The sequence below is a fragment of the Marinobacter alkaliphilus genome, from assembly GCF_055394375.1.
Window position 1 is genome coordinate 356656 of sequence record NZ_AP043751.1, and the last position, 24557, is coordinate 381212.

Annotated in this window: 15 protein-coding genes; 8 read left to right on the plus strand and 7 right to left on the minus strand. The window is 57.5% G+C overall.

Translation table 11 applies throughout. The annotated features are described in order from the left end of the window. Positions 1-16 precede the first annotated feature (16 nt). The 3 genes from ACZ5Q2_RS01680 to ACZ5Q2_RS01690 form a co-directional block, all read right to left on the minus strand. Positions 17-1678 carry a hypothetical protein gene (locus ACZ5Q2_RS01680; protein ID WP_432210523.1) on the minus strand — a complete coding sequence of 554 codons (1662 nt, stop codon included), beginning with the start codon at positions 1676-1678 and terminating at the stop codon, positions 17-19. Next, on the minus strand, positions 1679-2446 hold the full coding sequence (locus ACZ5Q2_RS01685) for a class I SAM-dependent methyltransferase (protein ID WP_432210522.1): 768 nt from the start codon (positions 2444-2446) through the stop codon (positions 1679-1681). 238 nt (positions 2447-2684) lie between these two features. After that, the gene (locus ACZ5Q2_RS01690; protein ID WP_230716015.1) at positions 2685-4010 is read right to left on the minus strand and encodes an IS1182 family transposase; all 1326 of its coding nucleotides are present in this window, start codon (positions 4008-4010) and stop codon (positions 2685-2687) included. A gap of 158 nt (positions 4011-4168) precedes the next feature. On the opposite strand from ACZ5Q2_RS01690, the gene ACZ5Q2_RS01695 reads away from it, so the two are divergent. The 7 genes from ACZ5Q2_RS01695 (at position 4169) to ACZ5Q2_RS01725 (ending at position 18405) form a co-directional block, all read left to right on the plus strand. Beyond that, positions 4169-5839, plus strand: coding sequence for a bifunctional helix-turn-helix transcriptional regulator/alpha/beta hydrolase (locus ACZ5Q2_RS01695; protein WP_432210521.1), 1671 nt, complete (start codon positions 4169-4171; stop codon positions 5837-5839). A gap of 276 nt (positions 5840-6115) precedes the next feature. Beyond that, positions 6116-7453, plus strand: coding sequence for an alkane uptake protein AupA (gene aupA, locus ACZ5Q2_RS01700; RefSeq protein ID WP_374813006.1), 1338 nt, complete (start codon positions 6116-6118; stop codon positions 7451-7453). A 10-nt stretch (positions 7454-7463) separates the two neighbouring features. Further along, on the plus strand, positions 7464-10526 hold the full coding sequence (locus ACZ5Q2_RS01705; protein ID WP_374813008.1) for an Ig-like domain-containing domain: 3063 nt from the start codon (positions 7464-7466) through the stop codon (positions 10524-10526). 359 nt (positions 10527-10885) lie between these two features. Continuing rightward, complete coding sequence (aupA, locus tag ACZ5Q2_RS01710; protein WP_374813010.1) at positions 10886-12223, plus strand: alkane uptake protein AupA; 1338 nt, start codon at positions 10886-10888, stop codon at positions 12221-12223. A gap of 13 nt (positions 12224-12236) precedes the next feature. Then, positions 12237-15473: an Ig-like domain-containing domain gene (locus tag ACZ5Q2_RS01715; protein WP_432210520.1), complete on the plus strand. Its 3237-nt coding sequence runs from the start codon at positions 12237-12239 to the stop codon at positions 15471-15473. Positions 15474-15626: 153 nt separating this feature from the next. Further along, on the plus strand, positions 15627-17921 hold the full coding sequence (locus ACZ5Q2_RS01720; RefSeq protein ID WP_432210519.1) for a molybdopterin oxidoreductase family protein: 2295 nt from the start codon (positions 15627-15629) through the stop codon (positions 17919-17921). A gap of 25 nt (positions 17922-17946) precedes the next feature. Continuing rightward, positions 17947-18405, plus strand: a complete 459-nt coding sequence (locus ACZ5Q2_RS01725; protein WP_061332575.1) for a DUF2489 domain-containing protein — start codon at positions 17947-17949, stop codon at positions 18403-18405. Between the two features lie 276 nt (positions 18406-18681). Here the strand turns inward: ACZ5Q2_RS01725 and ACZ5Q2_RS01730 are convergent, their stop codons facing one another. The 3 genes from ACZ5Q2_RS01730 to ACZ5Q2_RS01740 form a co-directional block, all read right to left on the minus strand. Next, positions 18682-20052: an aminoacyl-tRNA deacylase and HDOD domain-containing protein gene (locus tag ACZ5Q2_RS01730; protein ID WP_432210518.1), complete on the minus strand. Its 1371-nt coding sequence runs from the start codon at positions 20050-20052 to the stop codon at positions 18682-18684. Between the two features lie 118 nt (positions 20053-20170). Continuing rightward, a complete protein-coding gene (recG, locus tag ACZ5Q2_RS01735; RefSeq protein ID WP_374813018.1) occupies positions 20171-22246 on the minus strand; it encodes an ATP-dependent DNA helicase RecG in 2076 nt (691 codons plus the stop codon). Between the two features lie 8 nt (positions 22247-22254). Next, positions 22255-23214 carry a hydrogen peroxide-inducible genes activator gene (locus ACZ5Q2_RS01740; protein WP_058091990.1) on the minus strand — a complete coding sequence of 320 codons (960 nt, stop codon included), beginning with the start codon at positions 23212-23214 and terminating at the stop codon, positions 22255-22257. A 76-nt stretch (positions 23215-23290) separates the two neighbouring features. Between ACZ5Q2_RS01740 and ACZ5Q2_RS01745 the strand changes: the two genes are divergently transcribed. Continuing rightward, on the plus strand, positions 23291-24160 hold the full coding sequence (locus ACZ5Q2_RS01745; protein ID WP_432210517.1) for a sugar nucleotide-binding protein: 870 nt from the start codon (positions 23291-23293) through the stop codon (positions 24158-24160). Here the strand turns inward: ACZ5Q2_RS01745 and ACZ5Q2_RS01750 are convergent. Continuing rightward, the gene (locus tag ACZ5Q2_RS01750) at positions 24153-24539 is read right to left on the minus strand and encodes a RidA family protein (RefSeq protein ID WP_011784170.1); all 387 of its coding nucleotides are present in this window, start codon (positions 24537-24539) and stop codon (positions 24153-24155) included. The two genes, ACZ5Q2_RS01745 and ACZ5Q2_RS01750, sit on opposite strands and share 8 nt — an antisense overlap. Positions 24540-24557: the final 18 nt, after the last annotated feature.

Sequence of the window (24557 nt, forward strand, 5' to 3'; positions counted from 1 at the left end):
AGCACTGACCAAGCCGTCACCGGATCGCAAGATCCGTGGCGGCTTGCCTGAACCATTCCCAGCTTTCTTTATCCAGCCATATACCCCGGCACTCATCATCCAAAAGGCACTGCCGTGCCCAGGCCACCCGCTCTGCCTGTTTCTCCGGCAATGGCTGCCAGGCCAGCCCATTCCACAAACGCCCCTGGCAACTCACCCTGTCCTCCAGGCCCCAGGCATCATTGTCCCGACCTTCTACATAGCGAATCTCAACCGACGTTTCCGGCAGCATCCTTTCGAGCAATTCGCCGTACAGGTGGCCAGCTGTGGTCTGGCCAATATCCGGCTGCGCATTCACTTCGATCACCCAGGCGCCGGCATCACGCCAGGAACGGCGAATGTCTGGCATAATCAGGTCGATGCCTGCCAGGTCCAGCCGGCACAGGCGCGCCACTCTGGCGGCCAGCTCGGCGTTGTCCGGGTGCACTTCAGAGAATATGGGTACTGGCTGACCACCGGCAGCGACATTCGGTAAATGCGACAGGACAACGATCTGCCCCTTTTCAGGCACGCTGGTGGGCTTAAGGCTTTGAGCCTTCAACAGGTCTTTGGCGGAGTGCACACCTGGCAGTGGTTTGAGCGGGCTGTGACCGGTGCCTGAGCGCTCTGGCCGGGCGTTTTCATGGTCGATCAGGGCCGCCACGGTGTCCTTGCCATTGCCAATCACTCGAGCCGGAACCCGTTCGATGGCCCAGACACACTCCCCCGCATGCACCGTTAACCGGTAATCCCGGCCCTGCACCTGGGGCTGAGTCAGCACCTGTTTACTCAGCTCCCGGCACTGCCGGTAAGCCTTCGCCAGCGAAGGCAGGTCTTCCAAATGCAGATGAACGCCCTGGCCACCGTCCAGATCCGCCGGCTTGCAGACCAATGGAAACCCAAGAGCCTCGGCAACGGTCTTCAGCTGGGCCTCCTCCGTGATCAGTGCCTGCCAGGGAACCGGAATACCTGCTTTGGCCAGAAAGTCGCTGGTGGCCGCCTTATTGCGCACCAGATTGGCCGACATAACCGACGTTCCAGAGGTAAACGAACCGTCCAGCCAAACGCCGGATGCCCCGATGCCGATCTGGAACATGTGGTGGCCAAGGCTGACGACGGGCAACCGTGCTTCAAACGCCGCGAAGAGGAAGCGCAGGGTATTGGCCGAGGTTGGTGCACCGGCCGACAGCGATTTCATCAGGGAATCAAGGCCGTTCATTGCCTCACGCATCAGGGTGTCGGTTTGCGGCGCCATGGAAACCGTCAACAGCCACTTCAAAAGTGACAAGCTTGCGTTCTCGGTACCCTCGTAGGCCGGGCAATACATCCGGTAATACTGGGGCTTGTCCGGCGATGACAGTGCTTTTGGCATTTCGAATACCGGTAAACCAGCGTATCGAATCATCCGGTGATACCAATACCCGAGCCATTCCAGCCAGGGCTCGGGCCCAACCGGGTGAGCCGGCGGTTTCGGTAAGTTACCAAAGGCTGGTTCCGGAAATGCGCGTTCAAGCAAGGTAGCGAAGGTCGGCGACAGCGGTTCAGCCTCCCTAGAAGGTGGCCGGATATTCACGCAGAAGCCCGGCTGGCGGGTAGTATCGGCGCCACCAGGGTAGCGAGTAACCGGCGGCTGCATGTTCCAATCGGGTCTGGACGGCATTCAGTGCTCCCTCTGGCTCGGAAACCGTTTGCGAGCTACCACACGGTAGAGGCGCCATGGCATCAGCACAGTTTCGTGTGAATCCGTGCTTGCCCTGAAGTTCAGGTACCGGGCAACGGCGTCCAGAATCATGGTGTTGGAGACACGCTGCAGACGAAATAAGCCGCGACAGAAATCACAAAGCTCGGTTTTGCTGACGAATTGCCAGTGACAATCCACCATCCCCGCCGAGAGGATCTCCCAGTGTTGTGTATCACACTGCAACACGAACTCAGGCCCCAGATAGTCGCCCTCATGCCCCATACCATTGTATTCACCCACAAACTCATCCAGGAATTGGGCTTCGGACGAACCGGCTCGCACATCAAGAATGGACAGCATGCCCCGGGGCACCAGCGCACGGTGACTGGCATTCAGAAACGGGCGTTTATCCGAGCAATGGTGCAGCCCTGCAAGGCTGACAAGTGCATCGATGGATTGATCAGCAAAGGGTAAATCGGCCAGCCCGCAGCTTTCGTACAGGTCGCTATTAAAGCCCGAGCTGGGGTCAAAGCCCTGATAGATGATGGAATTGGGAAGGAAATACTGAAGATACTCACCACCGGCGGGCACATCCGCTACCCGCAGCATGGGATTAGCAGCGAGATCCGCAGCCAGCGGCTCAACGGCCCGCTGAAACTCACGCACCCGGGCATGGGGCACATTTAACATGGCTCGGTGGTAGCTGCCGCCCCGGTGCTGGAAAATTTCTGCATAGTCTGCAATCACCTGCCCGTGACTCCCCTGATTTTTTGGTTAACATTAATACGCCTAGGAGTCTGCGCGGCAGAAGTGTTTTGAGCAAGTGCCTCCGCCGCGCCGAATCACGGTTGTGCCCGAGAGTATAGGCGCAGTATCCAACCGGATAGAGTCACGATTTTCTGTCTAGGCAATCAAGACGGTTATAGGCAAGTTCACAACCGTAGCCCGACCACTCAGCACGGCCCAGCACGCCGCCTCAGATCGCCTATGTCAGCCTCATCAGCGAACTCATCCGCCTGAGGTTAAGCGACAGGCAGACCAGATCCCATTCGCCTTGCACGGCATTAAGCCCCCTCAGGCTGAACTGCCGGAAGCCCAGAATATGCTTGATCCAGCCATTAACCGCCTCAACCAGATACTTGCGCCGGGCGTAAACCGATCGCCCCGTCGCGGTGGCCAGCTTCTCGGCCATCCGTGACGTGGCGGGATAACCGCTCGCGTCTATCTCTGCGCTCTTTTTCCCTTCCCGACGCAGCGAGACATAACCGTCGATCCTTTTGTCCTCCAGGGACTGTAAGTCGTCTTCTTTACGGTAACCGGCATCGGCCAGGCATTGTTGCGGATAGGTTTTCAGGATGTCTTTCACGTCATCCAGTAGCGGTATCAGGCGACCCTGATCACTGGCATTGCTGCCCAGATGATTAGCGACAATCAGTTGGAATTCACCATCCACGGCCAACTGGCCGTTGTAGCATTGCTGGAACCCATCCGCCGTTTTCATAATCCGGCTTTGCGGGTCGGTAAAGTTGCTTTGATCTTTGTCGTCCGGCACCCCGTAATCTCGCTTGAAGTTCCGGCCACCGCGGGGTGGGCGGCGATCATCGTCCGGGTGCCGGCCTTTGGCTGTATCCCGCGCTTTCTGATCCGCTTCCAATTTCTCCTTGGCAGCGCGGATCTTGTCCAGTCGCGCCTGTCGGTACTGCAACTCCTCAGGTAGCTCATCACCCCGCTGATCCGGGCCGAACTGCCGATCTTCCGACTCATCCGTTCGACGGGCCTGACGACATAGCCCATCGATCTCTTTCGATAAACGATCTTCTTCCTCGCCCATGCGGCCATAGCTCATGGCCTTGTGCTTACTGGCATTAGCCCGAATCTTTGTGCCATCAATCGCCAGTGTTCCCAGCGTGATCAGCTCCGCCTCCCGGGCAATCCGTACGACTTGAATGAAGATGGCCTTGAAGGCGACCAGATGGTGTTTGCGGAAATCACAGATCGTGCGGTGCTTGGGAAAATTACCCGCAGCCAGAACCCGAAAGGCGACGTCTTCCTCCAACTTCCGGGCAATCTTGCGTGAGGAGAATACGCCGGTGGCGTAGGCGTAAATAAGAACCTTCAGCATCATCCGCGGATCGAACGGCGAGTTACGCCGACCGTTGCCTTCGTAGCGGGCGTAAAACGCACTCAAATCCAGCTCCTCGACAACATCACTGACAAAATAGGCCAGGTGGCCATCAGGCAGCCACTCGTTCAGGCTTGGGGGAAGGAGCAATTCCTGGTCGGGCGAGTACGGGCGGAAAGTGGTTCCCATCAGACGTCCTGTTGCCGAAAAATTTTCGGTTTATTATGCCAGAAACGAGCTTCTGCCGCGCAGACTCCTAGCTCAGGGCAGCATCTACCATCTGGTATAAAGTGATCTGGTAAGGCCCCGGTTTCGTTTAACTGGTACCACATATCTGGCGGAGACAGATGCCCGACAATCACAATCTCAAGGAACTGGTTTCTGCGGTGGCGGCCAGGAAGGCAGAATTTGCGGACCTGATCGTGGCCCTGGCGCCGGATCTCAGCTCGCAAGCCATTCTGCCCACGGAGCTGGCGTTGGAGCTGTCGACCGCCCTGCACGACCTCGAGGAACGAGCAACCGGGCATGACCCGCTTTACAAACTGGTTAATGACCACACAGCGCCCGCCCTGGCTCTCAATGAGTCTGGCCAGGTGGTCGCGCTCAACGTGGGCGCAGCCCAACTGTTTGATATGCAGTCCGGTGATGGTTTGGTCGCTCTTGGCATCAGCCCGGAGGCTTTCCATCAGTTCAAAGAACGCCTTGCCACCGCTCAGGGTCCCACGTTGCTTAAGGCCTATCGAAAAGGCAGCGATGAGCATGCCCTGCCCTTGATTCTCGTGGGCATGTACCACCAGAAGCTGAAAACCTTTGTGCTAAATGCCTTGCAACAACACTGGCCGGAATCCATCGATTTGGCGTTTGCCGACGTGTTCGGCCTGTCCGCCAGCGAGCGGCATATCCTCGCGCTTCTGTCTCGCGGCTGCTCGTCAGAAGAGATCGCCGGGGAGCGAGGCAGTTCCGTGGCCACCGTGCGGCAACAGATCAAAAGTCTGTTGCAAAAGCTCGGTGCCAAAAGCCAGGTGCAGGCCGCCACTATGGCGGCCTCTGCAGCGACTGCAATGGATACCGTGACGACAAAGGGGGATCTGCTTTCCGTTCACTACGACAATTACCCCATGAGCATCCATGAGCTGTTTCGCGAGCAACGACGGATTGGCTGGCGAAGATTTGGCAAACCCGGCGGACGGCCAGTGCTTTTCCTGCACGGTCCGTCTTTCGGTGCCGGGGATTTTCCGGATGAGCGGCGACTGGCCGCGCAGTTTGGTCTGGATGTCATAGCCGTTGAACGTGCCGGCTATGGCCGGACCGAACCATCGGACAAAACCGAAGACCCACTGGAAAGCCAGTGCCACGATATCCTCGCCGTACTTGGCTCCCTGTCGATCTCCAAGGTAACCATTCTGTCCCACGAAGTCGCCCTGATACCGGCACTTGCGCTCATGCAACACTCCGGCATCCAGATAAACGGCGTTGTTTCTGTCTCTGCCGCGCCACCGTTCAAGGAGCTGGAACAGATCAACGCCATGCCAGCTCATCAGGCCATCTTCATTCAAGCTGCCCGCCACGCGCCCTGGCTGGCCAGGTTATTGATTCGCCTGCTGATCCTGAGGATGAGAAAGCTCGGCCCTGAACAGTGGCCGAAAGTGATTTTCGAGGGCGTGGAGCCGGATGAACATGTGATTCGCAAAAACTCCCTGAAACAAGGGGTAGTTGCAGCCTATGGGTTTTATGTCAATCAACTCGGGGCGGGGTACCTGGAGGACCTCAGGATCATGATTCAGGATTGGGGGCACTTGCTGGAAACTCCAAACCTGCCCCTGACACTCATTCATGGAAGCCACAACGCCAGCACGCCGCTTTCTCACCTGAATATTTTCCGAGGCATTAACCCCGACATCCCCATCGAGCTGGTTGAGGGCGAGGGGCTGACACTGGCGGTCTCGCAAACCGAGCGGATATACGAGACTCTGGCAACCATCGCAGGCGCCAACAATCTGCTCGCTGGAGCACAATAATGCCCCAAAAAAGACGTGACTCTGGGCAATGGGTAGTGGCACCCCAATACGTGAACGCCATCACATAATTGCAATTTTGCCCCCCGCTTCCTTTGAGTCTGCCAATCCGCAAACCCAATGCCAGACAGTGACTTATATCAATCTTGACCCTCAAACGCCTCTTTACCTGTCACCAAAGCCACACCACGCAGTGCGCCGTCCAGCTTATGATCACAGAATAATGATAAATCGGTCACAAGACCGACAAGCGACTAAAAAAAACAACGGAGTATTACAATGCACGGCTTTGATTTCGCAGGTAAGCGGATTCTCTGCGCCTCTGTTTCGGCGATCAGTCTATCCCTGTCGTTACCCGTGTGTGCCAGCATGGGAAACCTAGGTACCACCTATGGCGTGATGCCCACTGATGTTGCCTCAGCGCAGGCATTGTCGATGTTTAATACACAAGTGTCTGCCACCTATTACAACCCCGCCTATCTGACCAAGGACCCCCGGGGTGAGCTCACTGCCGGCCTGCTGCATGCCGAGCAGGAACTGCGCGCCAGCGGCCCAAACCGGGATGGTGACGTGGTTTCCAGCTCCCCAAGCCAGCACGTCTTGATTGGCATGAAAACCAATCTGGGCTCACTGACCCGTTTCGGGCACCCGCTTTACCTCGGTTTCATAGCGGGTGTGGAAAAATATGGAAAGGAGATGCTCGCCTTCTCTTCTGAAACATCCGAGACGGGGCAGTTTCTGCAGTACGGGAAAGAACCTCTGTTTCTTAATCTGGGCGGTGCCACGCGAATTTGGCGCGGTATCGACGCCGGGGTTTCGGCCAGAATCACGCTGGAAGCTGAGGCTGAGCTGATTGCCACCTCCAACCTGGCAGGCGATACGGAGAAAGAGAAGCTCAGCGTGAATGCCAAGCCGTCGTTGAAGAGCATTCTTAGCGTTAATATCGATTACGCAGATACCTTCTGCCCAGACCAGGCATGTTTCCTGGACGGATGGGAAACGGCGATTGCCTACCGCACCAAATCGACATCGTCTACCTCTATTTCGTCCAACGTGATCGTCAGCCAGACCATCCCTGACCCTGGCCTTAGCATCGCGGTGTCTACTATCGACTCCTTCCAACCAGAAACTCTCAGCATCGGCACCCAATATAGGGGCGACGGCTGGCGAATTGGCGGCAGTATTGAGCAGCAAAAGTGGTCGGAGCTTGAAAGCGTATTCGCCAACGACAGTGTAAAAGATCAACAGGGTGTTGCAGCCGTCAGCCGGATGAAATTCGACGACATCCTCGTTCCGAGACTGGGTGGTGAGTACAACCTTAATAAAAACTTTGCGTTTCAAGCGGGCATTGCTTTCGAAGAGTCCCCGCTCAAATCGGATCGCAATCCGGAAGTGAACTATCTGGACACAGACAAGATAGTAGTGGGCCTGGGGCTTAGTGCCACGTACGATCGCACCCGGCTGCTCGCCTACCCAGTTCGTTTCGACATTGGCTATCAGTACCAACAATTACAGAAGCGCGATTTTACGATCGTTGATTTCAACGGCAACGAAGAAGCGGTCACGGCCGACGGCGACATCCACGTCGTCAGTGGCTCAGTTACCCTGAAGTTCTGAGAGGCGCACCATGAAAAAAACAATTCTTGCACTGTCAGTGGCAGGTCTCGCTTTGGTGGGTTGCGGTGGCGACAGCCAAACCGTGAACAAGCCAGCCGCAGCCCCGGAACTGTATTTCGCCTATCCGGCGGACACACCGGTTATGGCTAACGGGCAACAGCTTTTTACCAGTACGGTACCCGTGTCAGCACCCATTTTTCTGCGATTTACTGATCGAATCACCACTCCCGAGGACGAACTCGCCAATACCCTGTCCCTGAAGGATAGCCAGGGCAACACCATTCCATTAGGAGCTGCGACGTTAACCGCCGGCGACAAAGGCCTGTCTGTGAGGCCGCTTGAACCGTTATCCCCTCGACAGGTGTACACACTCACCGCACACGGCCTGGAAGTGGCGGGCCAGACTGTCACACTCACAAACGATGGCATCGTCTTCAAGACCGAACCGGCAGCCAAGGGGCCACTGCTAAGCCAGGCTGAGGATATCGACTTCCGAATTGCCCGATTTATCCCCCTTGATGACGACCGATACCCTGCAACCGACCTGTCGGTGCTTCGGGTTCAGTTTACCGAACCGGTGAAAGCCTCAACGTTGGTCTATGGCCACACTTTCAGCCTGCGCGATAGCAACGGTGAACTGGTGCCAGCTGAAGTGTACCTCCGGGGGCATCGGTTGACGATTGATCCGGACGACTACCTGGACCCTTCGCAAACCTATTCCATCGAAGTGACCGACGGCATTGAAAGTGAAATACTTGGCGCCAAACTGACCGTGCCGGCGGAAGCCCCCTGGACATTCCAGCCGCTGGACACTCGTTCGCCGAACGGCGAACGTCAGTTTGCCGCCCAGAAAGCGGCCACCAATCCCGGAGAAGTTGCCCTTTCCGGTGCAGAATTCAATACCGTAAACCTGCAATCGCAACTCCTGGGCGAGGAGAATCCTACCACTGCCGGCGGCGTGGTATTTGCCGAACTGGGCTACATTCCAAAGTTCGAAAGGGAAGGCAAGAGTGTGCCCCTGGCGATAAGCCGGGGCTCTCTGATGACGGGCTCAAGCGTGGAAGTCAACGTTGCCGGCGCTGTTCCTGCCGGCTTTGAGTCCGATGCCGTGAGCGTTCGTTTTATTTCGGACGCAAACGGGTTCCTGATGCCAAATCCCTACACCAACGCAGAGGATGCTCCCCGGCTTGTCGAACTGTTCATCGATATGGCCCTGAACACGGACAACCCGACTGCCAACGCCGCATTCGCCCAACAGATGCTGCACGTTCAACTGGTGGGCACAGCCATCGTGGAAAACGGCACCTTGACCATTGAAGCGGTCGGCGTTATCGAACCCGATGTCATGGGCGTGGACAAGGCTTCAGGGTTGATCTCATTCCGGCTGGAGGGCTTCCGCTTTGAGGCAGATGCTCCAACACAGGAACAGTTCGCTGACCAGGAGGCTCCGTTTGTTAAGAGTTGGTCTCCTGCGGCTGCCGAAGTGGACAAACTGCTTCCGGGCGACCCTCTTACGGTGTTCTTCTCCGAGCCTTTGCTCCCGAGCACGGTAACAAGCAGCTCCGTTACTCTGTATCCGGTGGACAATCCGAACGAGCCAACGCCGGTTTCGCTAACACTCAACGGATCCGCACTGTCAGTGGCACCACATTCTCCTCTTGAGGGAGGCAGGGAGTACCGGTTGTCACTTTCGGGCAGCATTACCGATATTGCGGGCAACGCCCTGGCGCCCACAGAAAAGATGTTTACTCGTCCGCGCACCAATCAGGACAACCCGAGCAACCAATCACCCGTGGTTTTAACCTCGTTGCCCGGTTATCCATGCGCCAAGGTTAACGTTCCGGCGAATCCGGAGGCCGGCAACCAGGGCCGGTGTGCCGGCGGCAAAGGCACAGATGATTTGCTGCCAATTCACACGCATCCTGGCCAGCAGCCGATCATCGTGCGTTTCTCGCAGATCATGAAGAGCAACTCGATCATCGCTGATGAGACGGTGCGAATGGACGAGTTCAAAGACGGCGCGTGGCAAGCCTTCACTGACTTTGTCGTTGAGACAAGCCCACAGGAACTCAAAATAATTCCAAATGACGGCTGGCAATCCGGCACACACTACCGGTATCGCCTCGAATCTGGCGAAGATGGCATCCGCTCGGTCGCCAATCTTCCACTCCAGACCCAGGTACTGAGCCAATCCATTCGCACCCCCGTTCGAACCTTCGGCGGCCCGGCCATGGAGAACTACTTCACTGGTGGCCCAGAGAATCCGGGCGTTCTGACCCCTCTGCGAAACCTCCCAACGGCCGATATCAACAGTGATTTTCAGATCACCAATCCGGAACAGAAGGTTCAGCCAGACGAATCAGGCACCTACGCCGCTGTCGAGAACTCGGGGCAGGTTCGATACAAAACCGGAAGTGTGGACAGCACGCTGGTCGACAATGCCAATATCGGATGCCGCGTCGGTCAGACTTGTGAACAAGAGAAGTTCATTTACATGACCGCGATGTTGGACGTTGCCGTCATCGGCCAACCGGATGACCAGGGAAGAGTACCGGTGAAGCTTTACCCCTCAGTGCTCTACACCTCAGAACTTGATGTGAATGTGAGCATTTCCGATCTGGTGGCCTGGCTCGTCGGCAAACATCACAGCATAAAGACCGGCCCGATGCTGATGCGCATGCGTTATGAAGGGGAACAACGGAACGAGCTGATCAGCGGCTATCTGTTTACCAATGGAGAGGGGGTGCTTACGTTCGAAACCGAGCTGGACCTCTATATGGACGCGCCTTACCTGAAGCCGGAAATCCCCCTTACCGAACTTGACCACAATATGCGAAGCTTTCCGATTAACAACCTCAAGCTCTCGGGACCCGTCACCTTTCTGGACGATGGGCGCATGCAGATTGTGCAAAGGAATACCGAGGCCGTTGAGCTCCCCAATATCGTGATTGACGGGAACACCCTGGGCGGTTTGGGCAACATCCTCGGCTTAGGCCCACGCACTTCGCTGGCGCTGACAATACCCGAACAGCAGCTTTACCTGAACTACATATCGCCATCTACCCAACAGTAAAACGCAAGGCCGGCACTCGCCGGCCTTTTCTTTCTCAGTACTCGCCCCCCTTCCCAGGCCATATCGTCAGTACCCGAGCGTTCTTGCGTGCTGATGTCGAGCGCATGCCACATAGAAACATTTACTCACAAATCCCCAACAAACCTGACCCGAATTGATCTACACAGCTCCCTGCTTTTGTCTAACCATGTAGGTGGGAAATTCTGTGTTCAATTCGACGCAAATTTGCGTCATCCGGGCCAACGTCCCAAAAAGACAAGCGGGCTAACATCCAGCATAGAGGTGTAGATACGAAAAACGGCCTGCATGATCGCCGGCGCATGAACACCTGAATGACAAAAATAACAGGAGCTTTACACATGATAGGTTCTCACCGCTTTGCCCTGCGGGCACTGTCCGTGGCCATTGTCACAACAACTGCCGGCCTTTCTTTAAATGCTCACGCCAGTATGGGAAACCTGGGTACCAGCTACGGCGTAATGCCCGTTGACGTAGGCACTGCTCAATCGCTCTCCATGTTTAATGATCAGGTGTCCGCGACCTACTACAATCCTGCGTCATTGACCAGTGACCAGCGCGGCGAGCTGACAGGCGGCATACTCCACGCAGAGCAGGAGTTGCGTTCGAAGAACCCCAATGCCGATGGCGACGTGCTATCAAGCTCTCCCAGCCAGCATGTGTTGATCGGCATGAAAACCAATCTGGGCTCGCTGACCCGCTTCAAGCACCCAATCTACCTGGGCTTCGTGGCCGGCGTGGAGAAATACGGCAAGGAAATGCTGGCCTTCGGCTCCGAGACCAGCGAAACCGGCCAGTACCTTCAGTATGGCCGTGAACCTCTGTTCCTGAATATCGGCGGTGCCACTCCGATTTGGCGCGGCATTTCCGTCGGCGCCTCGGTCAGAATCACTCTGGAAGCCACCGCCAACCTGGATGCGGTTTCTACCCTGGGCGGAGAGACCAGCCGTGAGCGCCTGGCGGTCAGCGCCGAGCCTTCCATGAAAACCATTCTGGGTACCCGAGTCGATCTTGGCAGCACCTTCTGCCCAGACAGCAACTGTTTCCTGGATGGCTGGGAGACCGCGTTCACCTATCGTACCAAGTCATCGGCCTCCACCACCGTGGACTCCAACATCATCGTTACCCAGACCATTCCAGACCCGGGCCTGAGCCTGGCGGTGACCACCATCGACTCCTTCCAGCCGGAAACCTTCGCTATTGGCACACAGTATGTCGGCGACGGCTGGCGAGTGGGCGGTAGTATCGAGCAGCAGAACTGGTCGGAGCTTGAAGATATTTTCGCCAGCGACACGATCAAGGACCAGGGCTCTGTTGCTCCGGGCAACCGTATCCGGTTTGACGACATCCTCATTCCCCGCCTCGGCGGCGAATATCAGTTGAACAAGAACTTCGCGGTACGAGGTGGTGTTGCCTATGAAGAATCACCGCTGAAAACGACGCGTAATCCCGAACTCAACTACCTGGACACCGACAAAATCATTGTTGGCCTTGGCATCAGTGCCACCTATGACCGAACCCGCCTGTTGGCTTACCCGGTGCGGCTGGACCTGGGCTATCAGTACCAGCAACTGCAGAAGCGCGATTTCACGCTGGTCGACTTTGACGGCAATGAAACCGATGTGACAGCAGACGGTGACGTCCACGTCGTCAGCGGCTCCATCACCCTGAAGTTCTGAGGAGAGGAAGGCCATGAAATACAATAAGATACTGGCACTCGTTCCCGCAATTCTGCTCGCCGCCTGCGGCGGCAGTGATGAACAGACCATGAGTGAGCGCTCTGCGCCCGGTTCTGTGGTGTATTCCTTCCCGATGGACGGACAAGCCGATGTGAGTCCGAAAACCGAGCTGGTACTGCGATTCTCACATGCGATAACTGATGATGAAGCCACACTCCGTGAGAAAATCAGTATCCGTTCTGGCGATAGCTCTCAGGACTTTTCCGTCGAGAAAATCGACGGTGGCAAAAGCCTGAAGCTCCAGCCCACTGGCAGGTTAGATATCCTGACCCGCTATTCCGTCACCTTCGAGCAGCCGCTGGCAGCCGAGGGCGGTCGAACCGTCGCCACGCCTAATGCGGTCGGCGAACCGGGTATCCAGTTCGACACCCGGGGTGATTTTACCGCCATCGCCAACCTGACCAATACCGATGAAACATTCCAGGTGGCTTGGCAGGTGCCAGATCAGGGAAGCGCCTTCCAGGCCATGAACTTCTCCACCTTCCGATTGGCCATGACCCACCCTGTCCACCCGGACTGGAAAAAGCTCGGCGGCACCATCGAACTGCTGGACTCAGACAACCAGGCGGTACCGGCCACCGTTCTGGTCAAAGGCAATCGCATTACGGTTGATCCCTGCGTCACGGCAGATCCGAAAGACTGCGGCAGCAAGGCGGATGTTCTCGAAGCCGGCCAGACTTACACACTCAAGCTCAACAACCTGACCAGCCTGACCAATGGCCCGGATGGCGACCGATTCAGCCAGGAATTCAGCTTCCAGCCCCGCGATACCGGCCCGACCGTGGTGCTTCAACAGGCGGCGGTGGATTCCGGTCTTGGTGAAGGAGCATCGGAAGATGCCGCCCAACGCTCTATCCTGAATGGGCAGATTATCAACGGCGTAACCCTGAACTCGGTGCTCCAGGGCGTGGCTGGTCCTTCCCAGCAAACCGGGGACCTGTTCGCGGAGCTGGCCTATGCCCCCGCCTTCAGGGCGGATGAGGCCCTGCCCTTGCGTGTGCCCAAAGGCAGTGTTCTGAACAGCACCAGCCTGGATGTCCTGATCGGCGGTGCGGTGCCGATCCTGAATGCAGACTCCGGACAACTGCAGACCACCGGGAACATCAAGGTCACCATGTTGTCGGATGCCTCCGGTTACCTCAGCCCGAACCCCTACACTGACAACCAGAATGCCCCGCGTCACATTACCCTGTTTATGGATGTTTCCATGAACACCGAGGAAGCGCAGCCCAATGCCTCGCTGTCTCAGGATCTGATGGGGGTGGAGCTGCGGGGGATTGCATTGGTACAGAATGGCGTGCTGACCATCGACGCCATCGGCATGGTCGAGCCCAACCTGCTGGGCCAGGAGTTTACCGATTCGACTATTGCCTTCCACTTGCAGGCCGCCACAGACGTGGATTCAGTCCTGGATGCAGATACGCTGCGGGAGCTGGACAACACACCACCGCAACTGGTGAGCTGGATGCCAGGCCCTGAGAATGCCACCCCATCTACCCGTCAGTCGATGCAGCGACCGGGTGATCCAGTGATTCTGTTCTTTGATGAGCCGCTGGATGCCGAATCTATCAGCAGCGGGGTAACGCTCAAGGCAAATGGAACACCCGTCGCCTTCGATCATAACCTTGATGGCACCGCTCTGGTGCTTAATCCCGAGGGTGGCTTGGAACACGGAGTTCCCTACTCTGTGGAAGTGAACGGCCTCACTGACCTTGCGGGCAACCCTGTGGCACTCGCGCCACTGAATTTTTCTCTTGAGGCTTTGGATGATCCCGAGACCACCGTTGAGTTTGTCTCACCGATTGCACTGACCACCTATCCCGGCTATCCCTGCGCTACCACACCGGTCAATCTTGATTCAGATAACCCGAATCACGGCCGCTGTCTGGATGCAGCACCTGACGGCCCCGCTGGTCAGGTGTTGCCGATCACTACCCTGCCAGAGGATCGGCCGATTACGGTCGTATTCTCTCAGTCCATGAACTTGGACAGCATCCGTTTAGGTGACACTTTTAAAGTGGAAAAACGCGGCGAAGCCGGCGACTTTGCTGAAGTCACCGGTCGACTGGAAAAGAACAATCAGCGCATTCGTTTCTATCCCAATGAAGGTTGGGAGCCCGGCAGCTATTACCGTTACACCATGGCGTCTGTCACTGGCATGAACTGCGAGTCTGCCATCTGCTCAGAGCAAGGTTACCCGCTGCAAACCGATCTCCTGGTTGATCCGGAAGATGTTGGTGGGCCCGATATGGAGATCTACTTCCGTGGGACGGAGGCGGTTAATAGTGTGTTTACGCCGCTTCGCAACCTGCCCGTGCGAGACACCAACTCCAACTATGTGATCGACTGCACCTCGCCCGGTGCGGCTGATTGTCTGGAGCCTTTTGCTCATGAGGAAGATGGCGCAGGAGGTTTCCTGCCCTCGGCAAACGCAGCCAAGCTGGGAGTTATTGGCAATCAGGCCAGCGCACTCGGTATCCCAGTTGGTGCCAGCGTCGGTTGCTCAGCATCGGAGGAATGTCCGGAGAACAAATTCATCTATCAGACCTACGGTCTTAATACCGAAATCATGGGAACGGTAGTGTTGGACGAGGAGACCGGCGAGGAAGCCATTCGGGTTCTGCTTTATCCGACCATGCTGGCCACAACCTCCGCAAGCGTATTCCTCGATGGCTTCGGAGAACAGGCAACCGGCCCGCAGATTCTGCGCATGACCTACGGCGAGCCAACCGAAGACAACCCGATGGGGCTGGTTGAGGGTTTGATTGTTGAGGGCGAAGACGGACACCCCACGTTCATGACTACGGCTGATCTGACCCTGGACGCGCCGAACCTCTCATTACCCATTGCTTCAGCGCTCTCACACGATCTCTATAGCAAGCCGGTAACACTTGAGCTCGATGGCCCCATCGTGTTCTTTGATGATGGACGCATGCAGGTTGAGCAAAGAAATAATAACAGCCCAGGCATTGATGTCCGGGTTAACGTCACGGTGCCCATTATTGGTGAGTTCCTGAGCTATGCAGCATGTGTTGAAGAGAGGGGATTGACTGGCATAGTCACTTGCCTTGCGGACTCGTCAACGGAAACGGAAAGAGGAGACATCACCATTCCTCTGGTTATACCGGAACAAGGCGTTTACCTGAACTTCATCTCCAACCCGGTAAAGGAAATACCGGCTCAGCGTTAACCCAGGCCCTGCCTGCAAGGCCAGTCTCCGGACTGGCCTTTTTTATGAACAAAGGTCAGCTGCCCTTTACCATCCGTTCTTTCATCTGGCGGCCATTTCCTGATAATCTGGTTGCAACTTGAAACCTAAAAAAACAATCCCCGGAGAGCCCCCATGCAAAACGGCACACACTACCGTACCTGTCACCTTTGTGAGGCCATGTGTGGCGTCGCCATTGAGGTTCAGGATGGCAAGATTGCCTCCATCAAGGGCGACGAGCAGGACCCGCTCAGCCAGGGCCATATATGCCCGAAAGCGGTTGCCTTGCAGGATCTGCATGAGGATACCGAGCGCCTGCGCAAGCCGATTCGTAAAACCGCCGACGGCTGGCAGGAGATCTCCTGGGATGAAGCCTTTAACCTGGTAGCCGAGCGGCTAACAGACGTTCGCAAACGCCACGGCCGTAACAGCATCGGCGTGTACCTGGGCAACCCCAATGTACATAACCACGGCACCCTGATGACCACCATGCCGTTCTTGCATGCCATTGGCACGCAGAACCGGTTTTCTGCCACCTCCAACGACCAGCTTCCGCATATGCTGGCCAGCCTGGAAATGTTCGGGCACCAGATCCTTTTCCCGATTCCGGACATCGACAATACCGACCTGTTCATCTGCATTGGCGGCAACCCGATGGCCTCTAATGGCAGCCTGATGACGGTGCCGGACGTACGCGGGCGGATAAAAGCCCTGAAACAGCGTGGCGGCAAGCTGGTCGTGATCGACCCCCGCCGTACCGAAACCGCCAAGCTTGCGGACCAGTTCCACTTTGTTCGCCCCGGCACCGATGCCCTGCTGCTGATGGCCATGGTACATACCCTGTTTGCGGAAAACCTGGTTAACGCCGGCGCGGCCGAGCGGCTGGTGAAAGACGTGGACCTGCTGCGGTTGGCTGCGCTTGGCTTCAGCCCGGAATCGGTCGCGGAGCCCACCGGCATTGCAGCGGACGACATTCGCCAGCTGGCCCGGGATCTGGCGAACACCCGCAAGGCTGCCCTGTATACCCGAATGGGTACCAGCACCCAGGCGTTCGGTGCCACCACCACCTGGCTGGCTTACTGCCTCAACATCCTGACCGGCAAACTGGATATTCCCGGCGGTGTTCTATTTACCCAACCCGCTGTTGACCTGGTGGCACTGGGAGCCTTGTCTGGCCAGAATGGCCACTTCGCCAAGCGGCACAGCCGGGTTCGCGGGCTGCCGGAGTTCGCCGGCGAGTACCCGGCCAGCACCATGGCTGATGAAATGCTCACCCCCGGTGACGGGCAGATTCGTGCATTCGTGACCGTGGCCGGGAACCCGGTTCTGTCGAATCCTAATGGACAACGGCTGGATGAGGCCCTCGAAGGTCTCGAGTTTATGGTGTCGGTGGATTACTACCTGAACGAAACCACCCGCCACGCCGACGTGATACTGCCGCCCACCGCCGCGCTTGAGCGCAGCCATTACGATCTGATTTTCAGTATGTTTGCGGTTCGCAACGTGGCCAAATACAGCGAAGCCCTGTTTGAACCTGTACCAGACGCTCGCCACGACTGGCAGATTCTTCTGGAACTGGCCCATCGTCTGGAGAAAGCTCGCAAAGGCGGTCGTTTGCCACTGCGCTCTGAGCTGGGCTGGAAGGCATTCAAAGCCTTGGGGCCAGACCCGATTCTGGACGCCCTGCTGCGCACCGGCCCCTACGGCGCCAACCTGGGCAAGGCAGGCAAGCTGGTCCGGCCGGCACTGGACCTGGCCATGGACAGCTTGCCCAAGCGCCACCCCCTGAAAGGCCTGGCCAAACTCAGCCCCCTGAATCGGCGCTGGCAAGAGTTACCCAAAGGTTTGTCATTGTCCTTGCTAAAAGACTATCCCAGCGGCGTTGATCTTGGCCCCCTGCAACCTTCACTGCCGGAGCGCCTGTATACCCGGGATGGCAAGATAAATCTGGCACCACGCCGATATCTTGCCGATGTAGAACGGCTGAAAGCCTTGCTGGAGCCCGGCAAAGCCGATGACTTGCAGCTGATCGGCCGGCGCCATGTGCGCAGCAATAACTCCTGGATGCACAACAGCCAGCGTCTGGTTAAGGGCAAGAGCCGTTGCACACTGATGATGCACCCAGTGGATGCCAAAACCCGTGGGCTGACTGATGGCCAGCAGGCGGAAATCGGCTCTGGTGGCCGATCAGTGGTCCTTCCTGTGGAAGTGACCGAAGATATTATGCCCGGCGTGGTGTCCATCCCCCATGGCTGGGGACATCACCGTCCGGGTACCGGCCAGTCCACGGCAGCAGCCCATGCTGGCGCCAGCATCAATGACGTGCTCAACGACGCAGATGTGGACCCGGTTTCCGGCACATCCGTGTTAAATGGGCAGGTAGTGAGTGTCAAAGTCTGGCAAACTGAGGCGCAACGCAAGCAGGCCTGACACACTCACCACAGGGAGACACATCATGCCCAGAGGGCTCCAGCTGGTCATCATCGTTATTGGCCTGGTGGCCATAGGCATTCTGCTGTTCTACATCTGGCGCCAGGCCAGAGCGATCTCGGAACACCGGTTGCGCCAGAAAAAATCAGAGGAGTTCCAGGCCAAGCGCCGGGACGAAATGATTGAGAGCATCCGGATTATTGCCATGGCGGTGGAGGAAGACCAGGTGGAGTACTCCGAGGCTTGCCTGCGACTCAAGGGCCTGTTGGATCACGTTGCCCCGGACCTGCTGGAAAAATCACCGTTCCGGGTGTTTCAGGAGGTTCACGACAAGATTCAGCACATGCCGACTCATCGGGCCCGGCAGGCCACCGACACCCGCTTTGTCGAGAAGATGGATAAAGAGCGCCATGCTGTCGAACAGGCCCATTCAGACGAGGTGCGCCGGGCAGCGACCGCCATACGGCACCACAGGTTCGATTGACCGGCGCCTATTTTGTAATTTTTTGTAACTGATAGCCGGGCGTCCAGAGAAATATAGCAAAGCAAATCAATAGTTTTGCTTTCCGTGCAAACCTGACGTTGCGCTCATGGATTCCGAAGCAGCGTTTGGTGCTTTCCTTTTCCCGTAGCTTGTCTAACTTTAAACAAGGACGCTGCCCCCACGCATCCGGGGCAGAAACCTGTGTTGTTGTCTCCTGATAAGTTTGGACGACTCTGCAAAGCGGTTGAATTTGCCGGCCTTCCAAGGCCGGCTTTTTTACGAGCCCTGCCCCATCATGCCTGCCATGGCCATGATGCTGTCTTTGCTGTTGACCAGCTCATCGAACTGTTCCTCCACAGCCTCTGGATCCAGGCCCAACTCCTCATATACGGAAGCGTCAGCCAGCTTTCCCGCTCCCAGGGCCACCCCTCGTTCTGTCAGCAACTGACGCCCCAGCCAAAGCAATCGCGCGTAATCGCTGTGGGGGCCATCGTAGGTGGGATTCTTTTGATACCGGATGGCCAGGGTTACTTCGTCGGGCATGCCCCAGTTTTCCATCAACTGGGCGGAGATCTGCTCACGGGTGATGCCCAACAGGTAGTGTTCGATCACGCTGGAATCGATATGCGGGTTCACTTCCAGAGAGCGGCAAACCAGTTTGAAATGGGGAGGAAACACCTGGGCCAGCACCAGGTGGCCAAAGTTGTGCAGCAGGCCAGCCAGATACGCCAGGCCAAACATCGGGCGCCGGCCCCTGGGCATCATACTCGCCAGAATGCCAGCCGATTGCGCCTGCCAGATGGCTTGCTGCCAGTAATCCACGTAGCCATCCGGGTGGTCTTTCGGGTGTTTGAGTGCCCGCCCCAGGGCCAGGCCCATGGCAAGGTTCATCACCAGATCAAAGCCCAGCACCCGCGACACCGCATCGTGCACCGAGCGCACCTGCCCCGCTGCGGCATAAAACGAGGACGACGCCCAGCTTACCACCTGGGCTGCCAGGCTGGGATCGCTCTCAACCACATCCACAAGGTCACCCATCACCGCGTTCGGGTTTACCCGAAGGTGAATAATGCGCTGGGCGGTCTCAGGCAGTGGCGGCAATTCCAGGGTATCTTCCAGTCGTTGCTGGATGCGCAGGCCAGTAAATTTTTTCAGCGCAGAGTGCAACTGGTCCCGATCAGCACCGTGATTGTCGAGATTCACAGAGATGGTGCCGGTATCCACCGCAAAGTCATGGCGTTCGGCCTTGGCGGTCAATTGGCGGAAATCCTCCGCTGGCATCATGATCGCCAGTTTCTGATCCGCCAATTCCAGGGCGACGGATTCCAGTTCATCAACCCTCTGGTCGATCACGGTCGGCCAACCGGTCAACGATGGCAAGGCGGGCAACTCCTGTAATCCGGAGCGCTGGCGCACCCGGACCTGCTCGCGCCGCTGCATCATCCTCAGGTCACGGCCAAGCTGTTTGTTCAGCGCTTCCAGATCCAGCAAGTCATCCCGCCGGCAAATAGCCTGCAGATTACCTTCGCTGTCATTCAGCAGCACCATACGCAACAGGTGCTGCGGCTGAACCTGGTTCGCGTTTCTCAGCGACACCCCCGCGGCGCTGTCACCAAGCGCTTGCTGAACCGAAACAGGGAGCTCCATAGCTTTCTCCAAAAGAAGGTTTGATACCTATTTGGCTGCATTGTGCAGCTAATTTCAAGCAAACTCTGGGCAGAAAGTGGGCCAGGCCACAATGTACCAACAGAGCTTGGTTTTGGCCTCACACCTCGCCGTACCGAATATTTTCTCCGAGCCACCGCCTGATCAGAGCGGACACCACCGCTGGCTGTTGCATGAGCGCCGGCGCCATCTCTTTGACGGGTTCAATCCAGCCCTTGTCCCGTTCAAAGTCCGCGAGCCTGAACTGCATCAGGCCCGTCTGGCGGGTACCCAGAACTTCACCCGGGCCACGAATCTCAAGGTCTTTTTCGGCAATAAAGAAACCATCCTGGCTGTCTCTGAGCGCCTGCAACCTTGCTTTTCCGTTATTCGACAACGGCGGGTGATACATCAACACACAGAAACTGGCCTGTTCCCCCCGGCCCACGCGCCCCCGCAACTGATGCAGTTGCGCCAGCCCAAGGCGCTCCGGGTTCTCAATGATGATCAGCGACGCATTGGGTACATCAACCCCCACCTCAATCACGGTGGTGGCCACCAGCAAGTCCAGCTCGCCACTCTTGAACCGTTCCATCACGCTGGCCTTATCTACGGCTTTGAGCCGGCCATGGACCAATCCGATTTTCAGATCCGGCAATCGTTCCGCCAGTTCCTGCGCTGTCACCTCCGCAGCCTGACACTGTAGCGCTTCGGATTCCTCAATCAGCGTGCACACCCAATACGCCTGGCGGCCTTGACGGCAGGCGGTGCGCACCCGTTCAACAATATCATCACGGCGGGAATCCGGCAGCACAACGGTTTCTATCGGCTTCCGGCCGGGCGGCAGTTCGTCAATCACCGAGGTGTCCAGGTCGGCGTAGGCACTCATGGCCAGGGTTCGAGGGATCGGCGTTGCGGTCATGATCAACTGATGGGGGGCCAACTGACCGCCGACGCCTTTCTCGCGAAGCGCCAGGCGCTGGTGTACACCAAAACGGTGTTGTTCATCGACAATCACCAGGGCCAGACGATGGAACTGAACCTCGTCCTGGAACAACGCATGGGTACCGATGGCCACCTGCGCCTGGCCGGAAGCAACCGCTGCCAAAGCCTCCTGACGTGCCTTGCCCTTGACCTTGCCAGACAACCAGGCGAGTTCAATCCCTAAAGGGGCAAGCCAACCCTGGAAGTTCCGGAGATGTTGTTCGGCCAGAATCTCCGTCGGTGCCATCAGGGCTACCTGGGCACCCGAGCCAATGGCTTGTAGCGCTGCCAGAGCTGCCACCACGGTTTTTCCGGAACCAACATCGCCCTGAACCAGGCGCAGCATTGGCACCGGCTGACTGAGGTCTTGCCGGATCTCCTTCATCACCTGCTTCTGGGCGCCAGTCAGGCTGAACGGGAGTTGCTCAAGGAACTGCTCCGGCAAATCACCGGTCGGCAACAGTGGGAGCGCCGCCCGGGCCTGAATCTGCTCACGCACCTGCAACAGGCTGAGTTGATGGGCCAGCAACTCCTCCATCACCAGGCGCTGCTGGGCCGGATGCCGGCCCTCCATCAGCAAATGCACCGCTGCATCGGCAGGCGGAGAATGCACCAGTTTGACCGCGTCAGTAATCCCAGGCAGTTGATAGTCCGATAACAGTGACGGCGGCAACCAGTCCTTGATCGGGAAACGGGCCAGGTAACCCAGGGCCTGTTGGCATAGGCCTCGCACCCGGGGCTGCTGAATGCCCTCGGTCAGTGGGTAGACCGGAGTCAGTGTCGCCTCACCGGCTGCTGCCATGGGCGGTGGGCTAACCTGGTATTCGGGGTGATAGAACTCATAACCGGCCCGGCCGGGGCGAACCTCGCCGAAGCAACGAACCCGAGCGCCTTCAGTCAGCTGATTTTTCTGGGCTGCGTTAAAGTGGAAGAACCGCATCACCAGAAAACCACTGTCATCCCGCAGGGTAACCTGAAGCGATCGACGGCGCCCCATTACCAGGTCAGCCTTCATGACTTCGCCTTCAACCACCGCAATGTCGCCGATACGCAAACTGCCCATGGGGACAACGCGGGTTCGATCTTCGTAGCGATAGGGCAAATGAAACAGGAGGTCCTGAATGGAATGGATACCCAGCTTGGCGAGTTTCTCCGCGAGGGCGCTTCCTACGCCCTTGAGCTGGGTAACGGAAATGTCGTCCAGTGACGTCATAACAGCCCTCAGGCGCGCTCAGCGACCACCGGCGTTGCCGTTTTCGCCTTTTCCATCACTCGGCACTGGCTGGCCGCCAGCGACAACACATCAATGGCTTTCGGGCGGGGGAAGGTTACGCGCCAGGCCAGGGCGACCGTGCGGAAGGGTACCGGCGGCGCAAACGGGCGCACCGCCAGGATATCTTCCTGGTATTTGATGGCGGTGGCGGCAGACAGGGGTAATACAGTGATCCCTAACCCGGAAGCCACCATGTGCCTGATGGTTTCCAGAGAACTGCCTTCAGTAACCAGTTCAGGTTGGCCGTTATCAGTGCGCTTGGTGATGGCATCAACCAATGGCGGGCAGGATTCCAGCACCTGGTCCCGGAAACAGTGGCCTGGCCCTAACAGCAGAAGCTGCTCTTTGGACATCTCTTCCGCCGTGATCTGGTCTTTCGCCGTCAGCGGGTGGTCAGCCGGCAGCAACACCACGAAGGGCTCATCATATAGCGGCAGCGTGACCACCTCCGGCTCTTCAAATGGCAAGGCGATGATGATGGCATCAAGATCGGAATGCCGGAGTTTCTGGCGCAGGTTGGCGGTGTAGTTCTCTTCTATGTAGAGCGGCATTTCCGGCGCGGCGCGGCGCAACTCCGGCAACAAGTGCGGGAACAGATAGGGACCAATGGTGTAGATGGCCCCCACCTTGAGCGGTGAGTTGAGCTGATTCTTGCCGTCCTGGGCCATGTCCTTGATGACACCCACCTGGTCCAGAACCCGCTGGGCCTGCTCGATAATCCGCTGGCCCACTTCCGTCACCCGGATACTGCTTTTGCTCCGCTCAAATAACGGAATGCCGAGCTCATCTTCAAGCTTTTTAACCGCCACACTCAACGTGGGCTGACTGACGTGACAACGCTCTGCCGCGCGGCCAAAATGCCTTTCCCGGGCAAGCGTAACGACGTATCGTAACTCGGTGAGTGTCATGGTGAGCTCCGGTCACAGGGTGCAGGTCGAAGTTTCACATACTTTATCAGCGAAAGCATAAGGATTGAAATTGTCTATGGCAATGACGGATCGCAAACATTCAACGCGAATCCTGGTGGCGGGCTGCGGCAAGCTGGGTGGCGACATCGCCTCCTTGCTGGCCGAGACGGCTGACGTGTACGGCTTGCGCCGGAACCCACACAAGGTACCGCCGGGAGTTACAGGTATAGGTGCCGACCTGACCCGGCCAGACACCCTGACGGGCCAGTTGCCAGAAAATCTTGATGTGGTGATTTATTGCCTGACACCATCAAGCTACGACGAACAGGGTTACCGGGGTGCCTACGTCACCGGACTACAGAATTTGATCCATGCCCTGGGTCCGAATTTATTAACCAGACTCCTGTTCATCAGCAGCACCAGCGTGTATGCCCAGAACGACGACAGCTGGGTGGATGAACACAGTGAGGCCAGGCCAGACCGCTTCACCGGGAAACTCATTCTCGAAGGCGAACAGACCGCCCTGAACAGCATTCACCCGGCCACCGTGGTCCGGTTCAGCGGCATTTACGGCCACAGCCGTCAACGCTTTCTGGAGGAGGTGCTTGAAGGGCGAATGAACCCAGAGCCCCCTGCCCCATTCAGCAACCGGATTCACGAGCAGGATGCGGCCCGGGCGGTCGCCTGGCTGACAGAAAAAGCCATGAAGGGAGAACCATTGGACGATCTCTACATTGGTAGTGATTGCGAGCCGGTGCGGCTGGATGACGTGGTAGCGTGGGTTCGGCAGCAGGTGCCGTGTAAAGATCCGGTGGAGGGTGCCCGTAAGGGAGGCAGAGCCGGCAGCAAGCGATGCAGCAATCAGCGCCTGCTGGCCACCGGCTTTGAGTTCCGGTACCCCGATTACAAGGCAGGATACCGGGAACTCATCGACGGCCTTAGCTGAGCACCATCACGGCTTCCATTTCCACAGGCACACCTTTCGGCAACGCCGCCACGCCCACGGCAGCGCGTGCCGGGTAGGGTTCCTGGAAATAGGTCGCCATGATTTCATTCACGGTGGCAAAGTTGGCCAGGTCGGTCATGTAAATGTTCAGTTTGACGATGTCTTTCAGCTCACCGCCAGCGGCCTCGCACACGGCCTTCAGGTTTTCAAACACCTGGCGGGTCTTGGCGGCAAAGTCACCTGCGACCACTTCCATGGTTTCCGGGTCCAGCGGAATCTGGCCAGACAAATACACGGTGTCCCCGGCTTTCACCGCCTGGGAGTATGTACCAATCGCCTGGGGGGCGTTTTCAGTCTGGATGACAGATTTGTTGGTCATGACCTGTAATTTCCTCTC

Excerpts from the sequence above, each read along its gene's own strand:
- ACZ5Q2_RS01680 (WP_432210523.1), bottom strand. The coding sequence starts at position 1,678 with ATGCCGTCCAGACCCGATTGGAACATGCAGCCGCCGGTTACTCGCTAC.
- ACZ5Q2_RS01690 (WP_230716015.1), bottom strand. The coding sequence starts at position 4,010 with ATGGGAACCACTTTCCGCCCGTACTCGCCCGACCAGGAATTGCTCCTT.
- ACZ5Q2_RS01695 (WP_432210521.1), top strand. The coding sequence starts at position 4,169 with ATGCCCGACAATCACAATCTCAAGGAACTGGTTTCTGCGGTGGCGGCC.
- aupA (WP_374813006.1), top strand. The coding sequence starts at position 6,116 with ATGCACGGCTTTGATTTCGCAGGTAAGCGGATTCTCTGCGCCTCTGTT.
- ACZ5Q2_RS01705 (WP_374813008.1), top strand. The coding sequence starts at position 7,464 with ATGAAAAAAACAATTCTTGCACTGTCAGTGGCAGGTCTCGCTTTGGTG.
- aupA (WP_374813010.1), top strand. The coding sequence starts at position 10,886 with ATGATAGGTTCTCACCGCTTTGCCCTGCGGGCACTGTCCGTGGCCATT.
- ACZ5Q2_RS01715 (WP_432210520.1), top strand. The coding sequence starts at position 12,237 with ATGAAATACAATAAGATACTGGCACTCGTTCCCGCAATTCTGCTCGCC.
- ACZ5Q2_RS01720 (WP_432210519.1), top strand. The coding sequence starts at position 15,627 with ATGCAAAACGGCACACACTACCGTACCTGTCACCTTTGTGAGGCCATG.
- ACZ5Q2_RS01725 (WP_061332575.1), top strand. The coding sequence starts at position 17,947 with ATGCCCAGAGGGCTCCAGCTGGTCATCATCGTTATTGGCCTGGTGGCC.
- ACZ5Q2_RS01730 (WP_432210518.1), bottom strand. The coding sequence starts at position 20,052 with ATGGAGCTCCCTGTTTCGGTTCAGCAAGCGCTTGGTGACAGCGCCGCG.
- recG (WP_374813018.1), bottom strand. The coding sequence starts at position 22,246 with ATGACGTCACTGGACGACATTTCCGTTACCCAGCTCAAGGGCGTAGGA.
- ACZ5Q2_RS01740 (WP_058091990.1), bottom strand. The coding sequence starts at position 23,214 with ATGACACTCACCGAGTTACGATACGTCGTTACGCTTGCCCGGGAAAGG.
- ACZ5Q2_RS01745 (WP_432210517.1), top strand. The coding sequence starts at position 23,291 with ATGGCAATGACGGATCGCAAACATTCAACGCGAATCCTGGTGGCGGGC.
- ACZ5Q2_RS01750 (WP_011784170.1), bottom strand. The coding sequence starts at position 24,539 with ATGACCAACAAATCTGTCATCCAGACTGAAAACGCCCCCCAGGCGATT.